The 13,816-nt window shown below is 66.0% G+C and carries 16 protein-coding genes; 4 read left to right on the plus strand and 12 right to left on the minus strand.

What is annotated here, in order from left to right; genetic code table 11:
• Positions 1–18: 18 nt before the first annotated feature.
• From J3L12_RS11440 to trxB, 12 genes are all read right to left on the minus strand, one after another.
• Positions 19–858 carry a hypothetical protein gene (locus tag J3L12_RS11440; RefSeq protein ID WP_208015192.1) on the minus strand — a complete coding sequence of 280 codons (840 nt, stop codon included), beginning with the start codon at positions 856–858 and terminating at the stop codon, positions 19–21.
• Between the two features lie 5 nt (positions 859–863).
• Positions 864–1,142, minus strand: coding sequence for a hypothetical protein (locus J3L12_RS11445; protein WP_208015193.1), 279 nt, complete (start codon positions 1,140–1,142; stop codon positions 864–866).
• Between the two features lie 10 nt (positions 1,143–1,152).
• Positions 1,153–1,440 carry an annexin VII gene (locus tag J3L12_RS11450; protein ID WP_208015194.1) on the minus strand — a complete coding sequence of 96 codons (288 nt, stop codon included), beginning with the start codon at positions 1,438–1,440 and terminating at the stop codon, positions 1,153–1,155.
• A complete protein-coding gene (locus J3L12_RS11455) occupies positions 1,437–1,739 on the minus strand; it encodes a Dabb family protein (protein WP_208015195.1) in 303 nt (100 codons plus the stop codon). The genes J3L12_RS11450 and J3L12_RS11455 overlap by 4 nt, the downstream gene beginning before the upstream one ends.
• A 1-nt stretch (position 1,740) precedes the next feature.
• Positions 1,741–2,493 carry an HAD family hydrolase gene (locus tag J3L12_RS11460; protein ID WP_208015196.1) on the minus strand — a complete coding sequence of 251 codons (753 nt, stop codon included), beginning with the start codon at positions 2,491–2,493 and terminating at the stop codon, positions 1,741–1,743.
• Between the two features lie 42 nt (positions 2,494–2,535).
• A complete protein-coding gene (locus J3L12_RS11465; RefSeq protein ID WP_208015197.1) occupies positions 2,536–3,237 on the minus strand; it encodes a 2-phosphosulfolactate phosphatase in 702 nt (233 codons plus the stop codon).
• Positions 3,238–3,305: 68 nt separating this feature from the next.
• Positions 3,306–5,282, minus strand: a complete 1,977-nt coding sequence (gene tkt / locus J3L12_RS11470; protein ID WP_208015198.1) for a transketolase — start codon at positions 5,280–5,282, stop codon at positions 3,306–3,308.
• Positions 5,283–5,548: 266 nt separating this feature from the next.
• Positions 5,549–6,331 (minus strand): heme ABC transporter ATP-binding protein, encoded by a 783-nt coding sequence (locus tag J3L12_RS11475; protein WP_208015199.1) that lies wholly within the window; start codon positions 6,329–6,331, stop codon positions 5,549–5,551.
• The gene (locus J3L12_RS11480) at positions 6,324–7,331 is read right to left on the minus strand and encodes an iron ABC transporter permease (protein WP_208015200.1); all 1,008 of its coding nucleotides are present in this window, start codon (positions 7,329–7,331) and stop codon (positions 6,324–6,326) included. The genes J3L12_RS11475 and J3L12_RS11480 overlap by 8 nt, the downstream gene beginning before the upstream one ends.
• Before the next feature lie 64 nt (positions 7,332–7,395).
• The gene (locus J3L12_RS11485) at positions 7,396–8,328 is read right to left on the minus strand and encodes an ABC transporter substrate-binding protein (RefSeq protein WP_208015201.1); all 933 of its coding nucleotides are present in this window, start codon (positions 8,326–8,328) and stop codon (positions 7,396–7,398) included.
• Positions 8,329–8,717: 389 nt separating this feature from the next.
• Entirely contained in the window at positions 8,718–9,785 is a 1,068-nt protein-coding gene (locus J3L12_RS11490) for a C4-dicarboxylate transporter (protein ID WP_208015202.1), read from the minus strand.
• Between the two features lie 13 nt (positions 9,786–9,798).
• Positions 9,799–10,737, minus strand: coding sequence for a thioredoxin-disulfide reductase (gene trxB, locus J3L12_RS11495; protein ID WP_208015203.1), 939 nt, complete (start codon positions 10,735–10,737; stop codon positions 9,799–9,801).
• A gap of 123 nt (positions 10,738–10,860) precedes the next feature.
• Between trxB and J3L12_RS16760 the strand changes: the two genes are divergently transcribed.
• From J3L12_RS16760 to J3L12_RS11515, 4 genes are all read left to right on the plus strand, one after another.
• Positions 10,861–11,241 carry a hypothetical protein gene (locus J3L12_RS16760; RefSeq protein ID WP_243455176.1) on the plus strand — a complete coding sequence of 127 codons (381 nt, stop codon included), beginning with the start codon at positions 10,861–10,863 and terminating at the stop codon, positions 11,239–11,241.
• Between the two features lie 111 nt (positions 11,242–11,352).
• On the plus strand, positions 11,353–12,549 hold the full coding sequence (locus J3L12_RS11505; protein WP_208015204.1) for a NosD domain-containing protein: 1,197 nt from the start codon (positions 11,353–11,355) through the stop codon (positions 12,547–12,549).
• The gene (locus J3L12_RS11510) at positions 12,534–13,172 is read left to right on the plus strand and encodes an ABC transporter ATP-binding protein (protein ID WP_208015205.1); all 639 of its coding nucleotides are present in this window, start codon (positions 12,534–12,536) and stop codon (positions 13,170–13,172) included. The genes J3L12_RS11505 and J3L12_RS11510 overlap by 16 nt, the downstream gene beginning before the upstream one ends.
• Positions 13,153–13,812: a nitrous oxide reductase accessory protein NosL gene (locus J3L12_RS11515; protein WP_208015206.1), complete on the plus strand. Its 660-nt coding sequence runs from the start codon at positions 13,153–13,155 to the stop codon at positions 13,810–13,812. The genes J3L12_RS11510 and J3L12_RS11515 overlap by 20 nt, the downstream gene beginning before the upstream one ends.
• Positions 13,813–13,816: the final 4 nt, after the last annotated feature.

Here is a 13,816-nt window from a genome sequence, read left to right on the forward strand (position 1 = left end):
CATTATGCCAGCCTGGGCTCAAGAAGCCGCTGAGTAAGCCCGCAGCACCTTTAGAGCCGACTCCGGGGTGGCTCCTTGGTGCAGGAGGGCCATCAGAGCCTCCACCATTCCCTTGGGGTTGGAGTGCTGCACGATGTTCCGCCCATACACCACGCCACGGGCCCCCTGAAGCACCACCCGGTAGGTGCGCTCCAAAAGGGTGCGGTCGTCCACTCGGCCTCCGCCTCGCACCAGCACCGGCTTCCCCGAGGCCGCCTCCACCACCCTGTGGTACTCCTCAAGCTCCTGGGTGAAGTCGGCCTTGATCACATCGGCCCCCAGCTCCACCGCCTGGCGCACCAACGGGACGATCTTGTTCACGTCGCCATCCACCTCGTAGCCCCCTCGGCCCGGTTGCATCACTAGAGGCTCCACCATCAGCGGCATCCCGTAGCGCTCCGCCTCCACCTTGAGCCGCTGGACGTTGCGGAGGCTATCGCGGTAGAGCCCGGCCTCCCCCGGCAGCCAGAGCAGGTTCACCACCACACAGGCCGCGTCCAGCCGCAGGGCCGCCTCCACCGCGCCTTCCATCAGCTCGGCGAAGCGCAGGGGGGGGAGGCTCTGACCATAGACGTTGGTGGTGTCGGCCCGTAGAACCAAGGCGGGCTTGTGTTTCCCCGGGGTGCGCTGCAAAAGGTGGGCCTGGCCGGAGGCCAGCTGGAGGGCGTCGGGGCCTGCCTCGACGAGGGTCTGCACCGCTTGTGGCAGATTCTCGATACCAGCGAGAAAATTCGGCTCACCAAAAATACCGTGATCCACTGCTACGTCCAGGCAGCGGCCATCAGGGGCGAAGAGGCGGTTGAGGCGGGCTTCGGTCATGGCGGCTAGTCCAGGTCGTTTTGGAAGCTCTCGTAGCCGTTTTCTTCCATCCAGGTCTTGACCACGTAGGGGGGGCGGAAGCTCGAGGGGTCTTGCACCGGCCCTTCCATCCAGTGGGGCTTAGCTCCGGGCGGAGGTTCCTGGCTCCAGTAGAAGTAGTAAAGCACCCAGTAGCCGTGCTCATCCTGGAGCACCAAAGCCTCGCCAAAGCCGTCTGTCATCTGGCGCTTGGCTCGGGCGCGGGCCTCGTGGTAGGGAAGTTCGTCGTATTCGCGGGTGGTCATGGGCGTTCTCCTACTTACTCTCGTTGATAAAGAGATTGTAGCCGTTTTCCTCGAGCCAGTGGGCCATCCGATAGGGCTCCATAAACGCCGTAAGGCTCGCTTTGGGACCCTCCACCCAGTCCGGGGGATGGGAGGGTACCGGCCCCCGTAGTCCCAGCACCCCGAAGAGGTAGTAAAGCCCGTAGTAGCCCCCCGCCCCCTCGAGCAGAATCCCCTCTCCATAGCCGTCCACCAGCACCTTCAGGGCCTTGGGCTCGGCCTCGGCGTAGGGCAGGCGGCGGAAGTGTTCGCCAGTCATGGGGCCTCCGGGTAGAGCCGCACGAAGTCGGTGGTCAGGCGGTCTTGGGCCATCGGGCGGAACACGCTGTTGGCGAAGACCTGGTGGACGGGGTGGTTGCGGTAGAGGGGGATCACGCTCTCATCGGCAAAGTCCACCACCAGCAGATAACGGTAGCGCGGCGAGTCTCCCAGTGCTTTGCCGAACTCAAAGCCCATCACCCCAGGGATCTGGCCCAGCACCGCGCGGGCCTGCTCGAACATGCCCCGTACCTCCTCTTCAGAGGCTTCGGCGTTAAAGACAATCAGGTGCCGCACCATCTCATACCTTGAGTAAATAGGCTTGACGCCAATCCTCCAGTACCTCGAGGGTGACCACCGTGGCACAGCTGCGCGGCCCGGCCACCACCCGGGCGGGCAGTTCGGGCTCGCCGAGGTGCTCCATCACCGCAAGGGCCCCCTCGAAGCGCTGCTCGCGGGTGTAGTGGCTGTAGGTGATCAGGGTGGGAATCCCGGCCCGCTGGGCGGCAATCAGGCCATTCTGGGAGTCCTCGATGGCCACCGCTTCTTCCGGCGCAATGCCCAGGTTCTCCAGGGCCCGGATATACACGTCGGGTGCGGGCTTTTTCTGGGCCACCATATCGCCCGCCACAATGGTCTCGAACCAGCCCAGTACCTCGGCCCCGGCCTGGCGCAACAGCACCTCCACGTTGGGCAGCGAGGTGGTGGTAGCGATAGCGAGCTTTACGCCCTGCGCCCGCGCCTCCCGCCAGAGCCTTTGCACGCCGGGGCGGAAGGGCACCTCGCCCGAGGCCACAATCTGGTTGTATAGCTCGGTTTTGCGCTTGTGCAGCCGGGCAATGTCGGCGTCCAGCAGCTTGGGGCACTCGGGGCAGTGGTAGAGGTAGTGGGCGATGCGCTCCTTGCCCCCGGTTACCCACAAGAGGCGCTCGTACAGCTCCGGGCTCCATTCAATGTCCAGGCCGGCCTCGGCAAAGGCCCGGTTGAAGGCCAGCCGGTGGCCTTCCTCGGTCTCGGCGATGACCCCGTCTACGTCGAAGATGAGTGCTTGCATGCGAACCTCGGCTTGTGGCAAGTGGCAGGGGGTAGGGCTTCTTCAGGCGAAGACCAGCGCGGCGCCGCGCCGCTCCAGGAGCCGGGGCACCCGTTCGGAGAGGCCCAGTTGGGCGCAGAAATCCACGTCCTGGCCCAGCCCCTCGTGTACCAGGGCTAAGGCGGCCTCGGAGGCCTTTAGCACCGGCAGGGCGGGCTTCTGGGCCAGGTGGAGGGCCATCTGCACGCCGTCGCCCACCGGCTCAAAGCCCTCGGCCAAAAGCCCCTGGGCCAGCACCCCGGCGGTGTAGAGGTCGTCCATGCCCACCTGGCCCTCCTTGCCCGCGCACAGGATGGCCACGTCCGAGCCCAGCCGACCCGCAAGCTGGGTGGCCGCGGGGGCGTTCAAGAGCGAGGCCAGGAGCACCTCGCGGGCCGCCCCGGCGGCCTTGTGGGCGGCTTTGGTGCCGTTGGTGGTGGCGTGGATGACGGTGCGGCCTGTGAGCTCGGCCAGGGCGGCCTCGCGGGGGCTGTTGCCAAAGTCGAAGCCCTCCGGGCGCAGCCCCCCCACCTCGCCGGCCAGCAGCTCGCCGTTTTGCTTGAGGGCGCGGGCCGGCTCGAGGCCTGCGGTAAGCCAGAGGGCCTGGGCCCCAGCCTCCAGGAACATCACGGCGGTGCTGGTGGCCCGGATCACGTCCACCACCAGCATCACCTCGGCCTGGGGCAGGGCCTCCGAGGGCAATGGAAACACACGCACTTTCTTCATGGCAATGGGGCTTCCTCCTGGGGGGTTATATTCAGATCCCTTCCCCATCCTAAGCGGGGTTTGTAAGGTTACTGCAGCAGCTCGAGCACCGCCCGCACTACCGCACCGGGCCGGAAGCCCAGGTTTTCGTAAACCGCCGGGTAGGGGGCGCTGGCGCCAAAGTGATCCAGGCCCAGCACGGCATCAGCGTAGCGCTCCCAGCCAAAGCTGCTGCCCGCCTCCACCGCCAGGGTGGGCAGGTGCCGGGGCAGCACGGCCTCGCGGTAGGCGCGGGGCTGGGCCTCGAAGGCTTCCCAGCAGGGCAGGCTCACCACCCGCACCGGTACCCCCTCGGCCAGCAGTTGCTGCTGGGCCTCGAGCGCCAGGGCTACCTCGCTGCCGGTGGCCACCAGGGTGGCCCTGGCATCGGGGCGCTCGAACAGCACATACCCACCTTTGAGCGTGCCCTCGGCAGGGGCCAGGCTGCTGCGATCCAGCACCGGCACGGCCTGCCGGGTGAGCACCAGGGCGGTGGGGCCCTCCTGGCGCTCCAGGGCCATCCGCCAGGCGTAGGCGGTCTCGAGGGCATCCGCCGGGCGCACCACCCAGAGGCCTGGCATGGCCCGGAGGCTGGCCAGGTGCTCGATGGGCTGGTGGGTGGGGCCATCCTCGCCGATGGCAACCGAGTCGTGGGTGAGCACGAAAACGGTGGGGGTGCCCATCAGGGCCGCCAGGCGAATCGCGGGGCGCATGTAGTCCGAAAACACGAAAAAGGTGCCCCCATACGCCCGGTAGCCCCCGTGCAGGTTGAGCCCGTTCAGGATGGCCCCCATGCCGTGCTCGCGCACCCCGTAGTGTAGGTAGCGCCCGGTGGGGTTCTCGCGCGAGAAGGACTGCATCCCCTGGGCCTGGGTGTTGTTGGAGGGGGTCAGGTCGGCGCTGCCGCCCAAGAGCTCCGGCAGGGCCGGGGCCAGCGCATCGAGCACCTTGCCGGAGGCGGCTCGGGTGGCTATCTTGCCGCTAAAGCTGGGGATGAGCTCTTCCCAGTCGAGGGGCGGCAGTTCGCCCTTCAGGCGGCGCTCTAGTTCCCTGGCCTCGGCGGGGTAGGCCTTGGCGTAGCGCTCGAGGCGAACCTTCCAGTCGGCCTCGAGGCGCTGCCCCCTGGCAATGGCCTCGCGGAAATGCTCGTACACCTCGCGGGGAATCTCGAAGGGGGGGTGGGGCCAGTTCAGGTTTTCCCGCGTGGCGGCCAGGGCCTCGGGCCCTAAAGGTTCGCCATGCACTTTGTGACTGCCGGCCTTGGGCGAGCCCGCACCAATCACCGTCCGCATCGCAATAATGGAGGGCCTGGCGTCTACCTGTGCCGCCCGTATGGCTGCCCGCACCGCCGAAAGGTCTTCGCCGTCTACCCGCTGGGTGTGCCAGCCGTAAGCCCGGTAGCGCTCCAGAACATCCTCGCCGAAGGAAAGCCCGGTCTGGCCGTCAATGGAAATATGGTTGTCGTCCCAGAGCACAATCAGTTTGGAAAGCCCCCAGTGCCCGGCCAGGCTGCAGGCTTCGCTCGAGACCCCCTCCATCAGGTCGCCGTCCGAGGCCAGCACGTAGGTGTAGTGATCCACCACGGTGTGCCCTTCACGGTTGAACTCGGCGGCCAGCTTGCGCTCGGCCAGGGCCAGCCCCACCGCCGTGCTGATGCCCTGGCCCAAAGGCCCGGTGGTCACCTCCACGCCGGGGGTGTGGCCGTACTCGGGGTGGCCGGGGGTTTTGGAGCCCCACTGACGGAAGCGCTTGAGCTCCTCGAGGGGCAGGTCGTAGCCGGTCAGGTGTAAGAGGGCGTACAGGAGCATGGAGCCATGCCCCGCCGAGAGCACAAAGCGGTCGCGGTCAGGCCAGTGCGGATTGGTGGGGTTGTGCTTTAGAAAGTCGATCCAGAGCACGTAAGCCGCCGGCGCCATGCCCAGCGGCATGCCGGGGTGGCCGCTTCGGGCCTGCTCCACCGCGTCGGCGGCCAGCATCCGCAGGGCGGTGATGGCCTGGGTCTCGATTGCGCTGAGGGTGGTGGTCATGTGTCTCCTTTCACAAGGCAGGACTTGGGGCTAGTGTAGACAGAGCAAACCAAAACCATCAAGTCTGGTTTTGGTTATTTTGATAAATGACGCTTATGGAAGCATTGGAGCGCTCTTCACCTATTTTGCGCCATCCGACTTCAAAAAAGCCTTGTACTGAACAAAACAGTGTCCGCCCGGATGAGCGGCCTAGTCAGTGAAGAGCGCAATAATAAGCGCTCCCCCAAAGGGAGTCGGGTGGTAATCTCTCCTGGAGACGGGGATAATCAGGCTATTCGAGTTCCATCCTCCACCGGCAGCACCAGTCTGCGCCCCCGGTGCTCCAGCAGTTCGAAGGGAACCCCGTAAACTGCCTCCAACAAGGCAGGCTGAATGAGCTTCTCTGGCGCACCCTGGGCCAGCAGGCGGCCTTCCTTTAGGAGCAGAAGACCATCGGCATAAAGTGCGGCCAGATTGAGGTCATGCAGGGCCGCCAGCACCAGCCGCCCTTCCCGTCCAAGCCGGCGGGCCAGCGCCAGCACCTCGAGCTGCTGGCGGGGGTCTAAGTGGTTGGTGGGTTCGTCCAGCAGCAAAAGGGGGGTTTCCTGGGCCAGTACCCGGGCCAGATCCACTCGAGCCCGCTCGCCTCCGGATAGGGAAAAATATGGCCGCTCGGCCAGCGCCAGGGCTCCGGTTTCGCGCAGGGCCCCTTCGATGCGTTCTCGGTCGAGGGCGTTCTCCGGGCGACCTTTTTGGTGGGGCAGACGGCCCAGGGCCACTACCTCGCGGGCGGTGTAGGGGAAAGCCAGGCTGCGTTGCTGCGGCAAAAAGGCCCGCTTGAGGGCCAGCTCGGCGGGGGAGTACGCCTCGATGGGCCGCCCCAGCAGCCGCACTGTACCCACCGAGGGCCGCCACTCGCCCGACAAGAGGCGCAGCAGGGTGCTCTTGCCCGCTCCGTTGGGGCCTAACAGCACCCAGAAGCCGGGTTCTAGGGTGAGCGACGCCCCCCGCAAAAGCCAGCACCCCCCGCGCTGAAAGCCCAGGTTTTGGGCCTCGAGCCAGCTAGCCACGCCAGCCCTCCCGAACCAACAGATATAAAAAAAGCGGCCCGCCCACCAGGGTGGTCAGGAGCCCCACCGGCAGCTCCGACGGGGTGAAGAGGGTGCGGGCGGCCAGGTCGGCCAGCACGGTCAGGCTGGCCCCCAAAAGCCAGGCTGCGGGCAGCACAAAGCGGTGGTCGGCCCCCCCCAACGCCCGCAGCAGCCAGGGCACCAGCAGCCCCACAAAGGCAATATTGCCCGCTGCCCCCACCACCGCCCCCACCCCCAGGGCCACCAGGAGCAAGGCCCGCCGCTTAAGGGGCCCCACCGCGATGCCCAGGTGATAGGCCTCCTCCTCGCCCAGGGTGAGGGCGTTGAGGGCGCGGCTCTGGCCCAGGAGCAACAGGCCGCTCAGCAGGGCCAAAGGCGCGGTAAGGGTGAGCAACTCCCAGCCAGCCCCGCCCAGGCCGCCCAGCGTCCAGAAGGTGAGGCTGCGGCCCTGGGGGTCGCCCACGCGAAACTGCAAAAAGCCGATAAAGGCGCTCAGAACAGAGCTGAGCAAAAGGCCCACCAGCAAGAGCCGCGCCCCCGGCTGCTCGCTACCCTCGGGCACCAGGCGCAAAAGCAGAAAAAGCACCCCCAGCACCCCTACGGCCGCGGCCAGGGGCAGGCCCCAGGCGGCCAGGGGGAAGAAGGCCAGCCAGAGCACCGCCCCGGCGGCGGCCCCCAGCCCCAGCCCGACCAGCCCCGGCTCGACCAGGGGGGTGCGCAACAGCCCCTGCAAGACTGCACCACTCAGGGCTAGCGTGCCCCCGACCAAAGCCGCCAGCAAGACCCGGGGAAAGCGGATGCTGAGGAGCACCGAGGCCCCCTCGAGGCCCTCCCGGAGTACCCTCGGAATCTCCAGCGGGGGGATGTAATAAGCCCCGCTGGCCGCCCCCCACAGGAGGCTTAGCGGCAGCAACAAGGCCAAAGCCAGTAACACCCCTGGGCGGCGTCGCTGGACTGGGGGAAGGGGGTCTGGGGTCATCTTGGCAGCAGAGCCCCCGCACCTCGGGGGCCGGGTGGGGGGCCGGGGTTATGAAGCGCTGGGCTCAGGGGTTAAATCCTGGGTGATTGATGCGTACCGAGCCGGTCTTTTCGTAGAGGGCCTGGTGGAGCTCGAGGGCCGCCCGGCCTGCGGTGTAGCCATAGCCGGAGATGTAGGTCACGTCCATGGCCACAATGCGGCGGTTACGGCCTGCGGGGGTCTCGGCCACGCCGGGCAGGCGCAGGATGTTTTCAAAGCTGAAGGGCTGGTCGGGGAAGAAGGGTACCACAATGGCCTCGGGCCGGGCCGCCACCACCGCTTCAGCGGTCAGGTTCACGCAGCCGCGCACCGCACCGGCTCCCTGAACGGTTTTGACCGCGTTCTGGGCCCCGGCCAGGGTGATGAGGCCTGCCCCGCTGGCCTCTTCGCCACACACAAAGGTGTTGCGGGGGTCGCGGGGGTAGATGTACAGCACCCGCAGGGGCTCGCCGCGCCGTACCCGGGTTTTGGAGCGCAGGGCCAGCAGGTCGCGCTCCAGGGCCCGTACCAGTTCCTCAGCCCGCCCCGGCTGGCCCACCGCCGCCCCAATGGTGCGGATCTTCTTTTTCACACCCTCGGGGGTAGGCTCGTCGGGCACCAGCACCACACTCACCCCGGCCTGACGGAGCTGGGCCAGCACCGGCGGGGGGCCTGCCTCGGAAACGGTCAGGATCAGGGTAGGCCGCTGGGCCAGGATGGCCTCGGCGTTCAGGCGGAAGAAGAGGCCCACGTCGGGCTTCTTGAGGAGCGAAGCCGGGATGTACGAACCGGTGTCGCGCCCCACGATGCGCTCACTGAGGCCAAACTTATCGAGAATCTCGGAGATGGAACCCCCCACGCTCACGATGCGCTCGGCGCTGCGTACCTCCACCTCGCGGCCCGTGGCATCGGTCACCCGGAAGGGTTGGGCCAGGGCCAGGCTTAGGAGTACGGGAATTGCGAACAACCAGGGTCTCATAGCAACTGAACAAAATAGCAAGCCCGCCGGAGGCAAAGTGTCACAAAAGTGTCATTGGCCGATTGAATCCACACATAACGACCCATCCGGCGCTACCCGATGGAAGCCGAATCTGGCGCCTATTTTTACCTCCCTTACAGCATAAAGGAGTTTAAAAGGGGTTTTTGAAAAGCGCCTTCACACAGCCGGTTCAGTTTAGAGCCTTGCCCAATACCCTCCCCCACCCTCCCTACGTTGTAGGGAGGGGACTCGAGGTCAATCCCTCCCTGAAACCTGGAGGTGTAAATAACATCCCCTTCACAGACGTAGCCGCCCATCCAGGCGGCCACGGTTCTGCTCAGGATTAAGCTTTTTTGAAGTTGGATAGTTCAAAACACGTGAATAAGGCTCTATGGCTTAGGAGGCCGCAGCGCCCCCAGGGTGGCCCAGGCCCTCAGCGAGTAAAGCATCACCCAGAGCCAGAACACCCCAAGTAGCAGTAGCAGCACCCAGGCCAGGGCCGCCAGGAAAGCCGATTCCAGCCCTCTGGACAGGGCCAGCGTGGAGAGGGTGAAGGCCCCCAGCGGAAACACAAACCCCCACCAGCCCGGCGCAAAGTGAAACTGCACGCGGCGACACTCCACCAGCAGCGTATCGAGGAGCAGGGCCAGGCTGTACACCAGCCACCACAGGCCCAGGCCCCAGATGGCCAGCCCAACCACCGGCCAGGCCGAAACCCAGCCCTCGGGTACCAGGCCCACCCGCGCCCCGCCCTCGAGCCAGCGCCAGGGGGCCAGCACCAGCAGCCCTACCGGAGCCAGCCCAATAAAGACCGAGGGGAGAAAGTGCGGCTCGAGCCGCCCGTGCGCGTACATGCGCTGCAAGAAGCTCACCAACACAAACAGGTAGAGGAAAAACCCAATCCCCAAAAAGAGCCCGCTCACCACCCAGATTTCCTTCTGCCAGACCTTGGGGAAGGCGCTGAGCCAGAGCCCGCCCGCCATCGGCACCAGCAACGCCGAAACCGGCGGAATGAACCAGGCCCCGTTGGCGACCTCGAGGGGTAGCCGGAGCTGGGTACTCACCGTAAACACCACCAGCAGACCCACCCCAAAGATGAGCACCAGGCCTACCCAGAAAAGCGCCTGGCCCAGGGGCAGCGACCAGTCTCCCAACGGCAGGAGACGGGTGGCCAGGCTCATCACCATCAGGGCGATGGGCAAGGTGGGCAGCATCTGCGAGAACAGCGGGTGTTGCAGATCGGCCAGCACGGCTTGCGGATAACGCACCAGTTTGGCCAGATACAGCCCCAGAAGCCCCACCAGGGCCAACAAAGCCAGGAAGTAAATCGGCAGGGCCCACCCGACCAGGCCAAACTGGGCCAGGGCCATGGCCACCACCCCGGTACCCATCACCGAGGCAAACCAGGCCGGGTTCAGGAAACGCACGCTGGGCTGCGCCGGAACAGCGGCTTCCATCCCGTGCCCTCCTTTAGTGGGCCACCGCGTGCTCTTGCTCGGCCAGGTAGCGCTCGGCCATCATGGCCGCGCGGGTTCCGGCTCCCACGCTGGTGGAGAGCTGGCGGTAGATGGGGTCGGCCACGTCGCCGGCGGCAAAAAGCCCGGGCACCGAGGTAAAGATTTCGTCCCGCACCGCCACGTAGCCATCCGGGCGCAACTCCACCAGGCCGTTCAGGAAGCCGGTGTTGGGCACGTGCCCGATGAAGACAAAGACCCCGTCGGTAGGGTAGTCGTAGACCTCGCCGGTCTTGAGGTTCTTCAGGCGTACCCCGCTGACGGTTTCCTCACCCAGCACCTCCTCTACCACGGTGTCCCAGATGAAGTGCATCCTGGGGTTGGCAAAAGCCCGGGCCTGGGCGGTCTTGTTGGCTCGCAGTTCGTCGCGCCGGTGCACCAGGGTCACCTTGCGGGCGAACTTGGTCAGGAACAGTCCCTCTTCCACGGCGGCATCGCCCCCGCCCACCACCACCACTTCTTTATCGCGGTAGAAGAAGCCGTCGCAGGTCGCACAGGTGCTCACCCCGCGCCCGTAGAACTTTTCCTCGCCGGGTACGCCCAATTTTTTGGGATTGGCGCCGGTGGCCAGGATGACCGTGCGGCTCCGGTAGTCTCCTTCGTAGCCCCGCACCACAAAACCCTCGGGGGTTTTCTCGAGGCCCTGCACCTCGTCCATCACGATCTGGGCCCCGAAGCGCTTAGCCTGCTGCACCATGCGCTCGGAAAGCTCCGGCCCGCTGATGGGCTCGGGGAAGCCGGGGTAGTTCTCAACCTCGTCGGTCTGGGCAATCTGGCCGCCGGGCAGCCCTTTTTCCAGAATGAGGGTCTTAAGGTTGGCGCGGCCTGCATAGATACCTGAGGTGAGGCCCGCCGGCCCCCCTCCAATGATGATCACGTCGTAGCTCTGGCTCATGGTTCGCTCTCCTGAAGCACCAGCTTACCGCCGGTCGGTCAGCCTCGAGTATAGCATACCCCCTGGGGATATGTGAGCCGGGACGTTTGCCCCTGGGGGGGTCAATACTATACTGGTTCCAATATGTTGGTCATTCGTGACCACCACCGCCTTTCCTGGGCTTTGTTCTTGGTGGGTCTGGTGTTTTTGGTCTCGAGCCAGCATGCGCTGCGCGACCCCCGCACACAGGTACTTCCGGTCAGTTTTCTGCCTGGCGCCGATATTTGCAGCTCTCATCCGGGGTCGGCCCCCAGTGCCCCCTCCAACCACGGCACCCATACCCCCCAACAACACTGTCCCCTCTGCATCCTGGGCGGCTTCAGCGACGGAGCCGTGGGGCCACTGGTCGCGTTGCCTGCACCCAACCCCCTACCCCTTGGCACAAGAGGCCTGCAACAGCCACAAAAACTTCATCTGAGCGCGGTTTTTCCCCTACTGAACCGGGGGCCGCCCCAGGTTGCCTGAAAGTGGTTGAATCCGACCTTCGCAGGTTACGAAGGTCGCGGCTAGATTGAACCTGCGGCCACCCGAGTACCCCATTCCAACCCCTCCCTTCGCTGAACACGCAGCGTCTTTATGCTGGTGCTTTACCCCCCTGCCCCTTTGCCCCCCCTGTACCCCGGCCAGACCGTGGTGCTGGAAGCCGGTGTGCACCAGGGCCCCTGGAGCATCACCACCCCCGGTGTGCGCCTGGTAGCCCGGCCCGGCGCGGTGCTGGACGGCGGGGGCCAGGGCACCGCCCTCACCCTCTCGGCGCCGGGAGTTGTGGTGGAGAACCTGGAGATCCGAAACACCGGCAAGGGAGACGACTTCTACGAGCCCGATGCGGCCGTGGCGCTGCACCAGTGCGAGGGCTGCGTGGTGCGGGGCCTGCGGGCTCGAGGGGTCACGGGCGGTATCCGGGTCGAGCAATCCAACCGAGCGGTGGTGGAAAACTGCGATTTGGGGGGCACTCAAGCAGCCCCCGGCCTGCAAACCTACCGCAGCGACGAGGTGGTGCTGCGGGGCAACCGGATTCAGGGCTTCCTGGACAACCTGTATGTGGAGTACGGCGAACGGGTGGTGGTGGAGGGCAACCGGGTGGAAGCCGGGGAACGCTACGGGCTGCACCTGATGTTTACCTACCAGGCCCAGGTTCGGGGCAACCACAGCCAGGGCAACCGGGTGGGCTCGGCCCTCATGCACGGGGCCGAGAACCGGGTGAAGCACAACACCTTTGCCCGGGAGGTGGGGCCTTTGCGCTACGGGCTGTTGCTGCAAGAGGAATGGAAAGCGGTGCTCAAGAACAATCGCTTCGTAGAGAGTACCATCGGGCTTTTGTCGCTGGACTCGAGGGATACCCTCCTCGAGCAGAATCACTTTGACCGCAACGGCACCGCCCTCTTTTTCGCCCGCGACACCGACCAGAACAGCCTTTTGGCGACAGAGAACGTCTTTGTGGGCAATCTGCAAGATGTGGCGGTAGACGACCCCAAGGCCAGGGTGAGCCTCCGGGGCAACGCCTTCGACCGGGCCGCCCCGCTGCCGGTGCCGCATCTGCCCAGCAGCAGTTTCTCGCTTTTGAGCACCCGCCAGCCCGACCTGAGCCTTTTTGCCCTTTCACCGGGGGTGATGCTCTGGGAGGCCGCCGAGGCCAAGGTGCCGGGGCTTCGGCTCCTGGCCCTGGCCGACCCGGAAGCCCGACCCGTCACACCGCCTGCTATATCTGTGGCCCCCGGCCTGTTGGGGCTGGCCCTGTTGAGCCTGTTGGGAGGTTTATGGTTGAGGTGGTAGCGCTGCACAAAAAAGGTCGTCTGGCGGATGTCCACCTGCGCCTGGCGGCGGGCAGCCTGGCCCTCCTGGGCCCCAACGGGGCCGGCAAGAGCACCCTGCTGGGCCTGCTGGCCGGGCGGCTCAAAGCCGATGGCGGTACGGTACGGCTCTTCGGGCACGACCCCCGCAGCCTGGGGGCCGCGCGTGCGCGGGCCTACATCCCCCAGCACCTGACCTTTCCCGCCACTCTGCGGGTGGAAGAGGTGCTGGAAGCGGCCCGCCAGCTCAAAGGCGCAACCCTCGAGGACAAAGCCGAGGTCGCCGAGCGCATGGGCCTGGGGGCCCACCTCAAGCGCCCCGTAGCCCAGCTCTCGGGTGGCTGGCGGCAGCGGCTGGCGCTGGCCGCCGGGCTGATGGGCTATCCCCCGCTGTGGCTGCTGGACGAGCCCGCCTCGGCCCTGGATACCGAGGGTCTGGAGCGTTTGCAAGACTGGATGGCCACCCACCTCGCCATGGGCGGGCTGGTGATCTTATCGGCCCACCGACAAGAAGAAATCTCGCGCCTGGCCGATCAGTTTGTACGGCTGGAACACGGCCAGGTGGTTGAACAAGGCAGTGTGAACTATGTACAAGAACCGTCGTGAAGTGATCAAGATGCTTTCGGCTTTAGGCGCCTCGGCTGGGCTCTCGCAGGCCCTGGCCCAGCAGATGCAGCCCACGCAGCCCGCAGCTCCGGCGAGCCTCGAGACCATCCCGGCCAAAACCATCCCCTGGGAGAAGGGCACCTGCGCCTTCTGCGAGATGCCCCTCAAGACCCCGGCCCCCGGTGCCTGGATGGGCCGCACCTTCAACCCGGGCTTCTTCGAACAGACCTACAGCCAGATTGCCCTTAAGGAACCGCAAAAGGGGATGGACGCCATCCACTTTGAGTCCATTGCCTGCATGGTCAACTACGCCTGGGTCTACGGCCTGCGCGACGGGGTGGGCACCACCTTCTACGTGGCCGACCGGGGCCTTTACGACCCCGCCAAAGGCTCCGAGGCCGTGCGGCTGCTACCCGCCCGCCAGGCCGTCTATCTGTGGGGCGAGAAGCGCGGCTGGGTGGTGATGGATGCCAAGGTGGCCGCGTTCAGCTCAAAGGTAGAGGCCGAGGTCTTTATCCGCCGGAACCCCGACTTAGGCCGCACCCGCATCCTGGACTGGCAGACCCTCTTGGATCTGGCCCCCTTGCCCGAAATGAACCTGGTAAGCCTGCTGGCCAAGCACGCGGGCTTGCTCAAGTAAACCC

The organism is Meiothermus sp. CFH 77666 (assembly GCF_017497985.1).
GTDB lineage: Bacteria > Deinococcota > Deinococci > Deinococcales > Thermaceae > Meiothermus.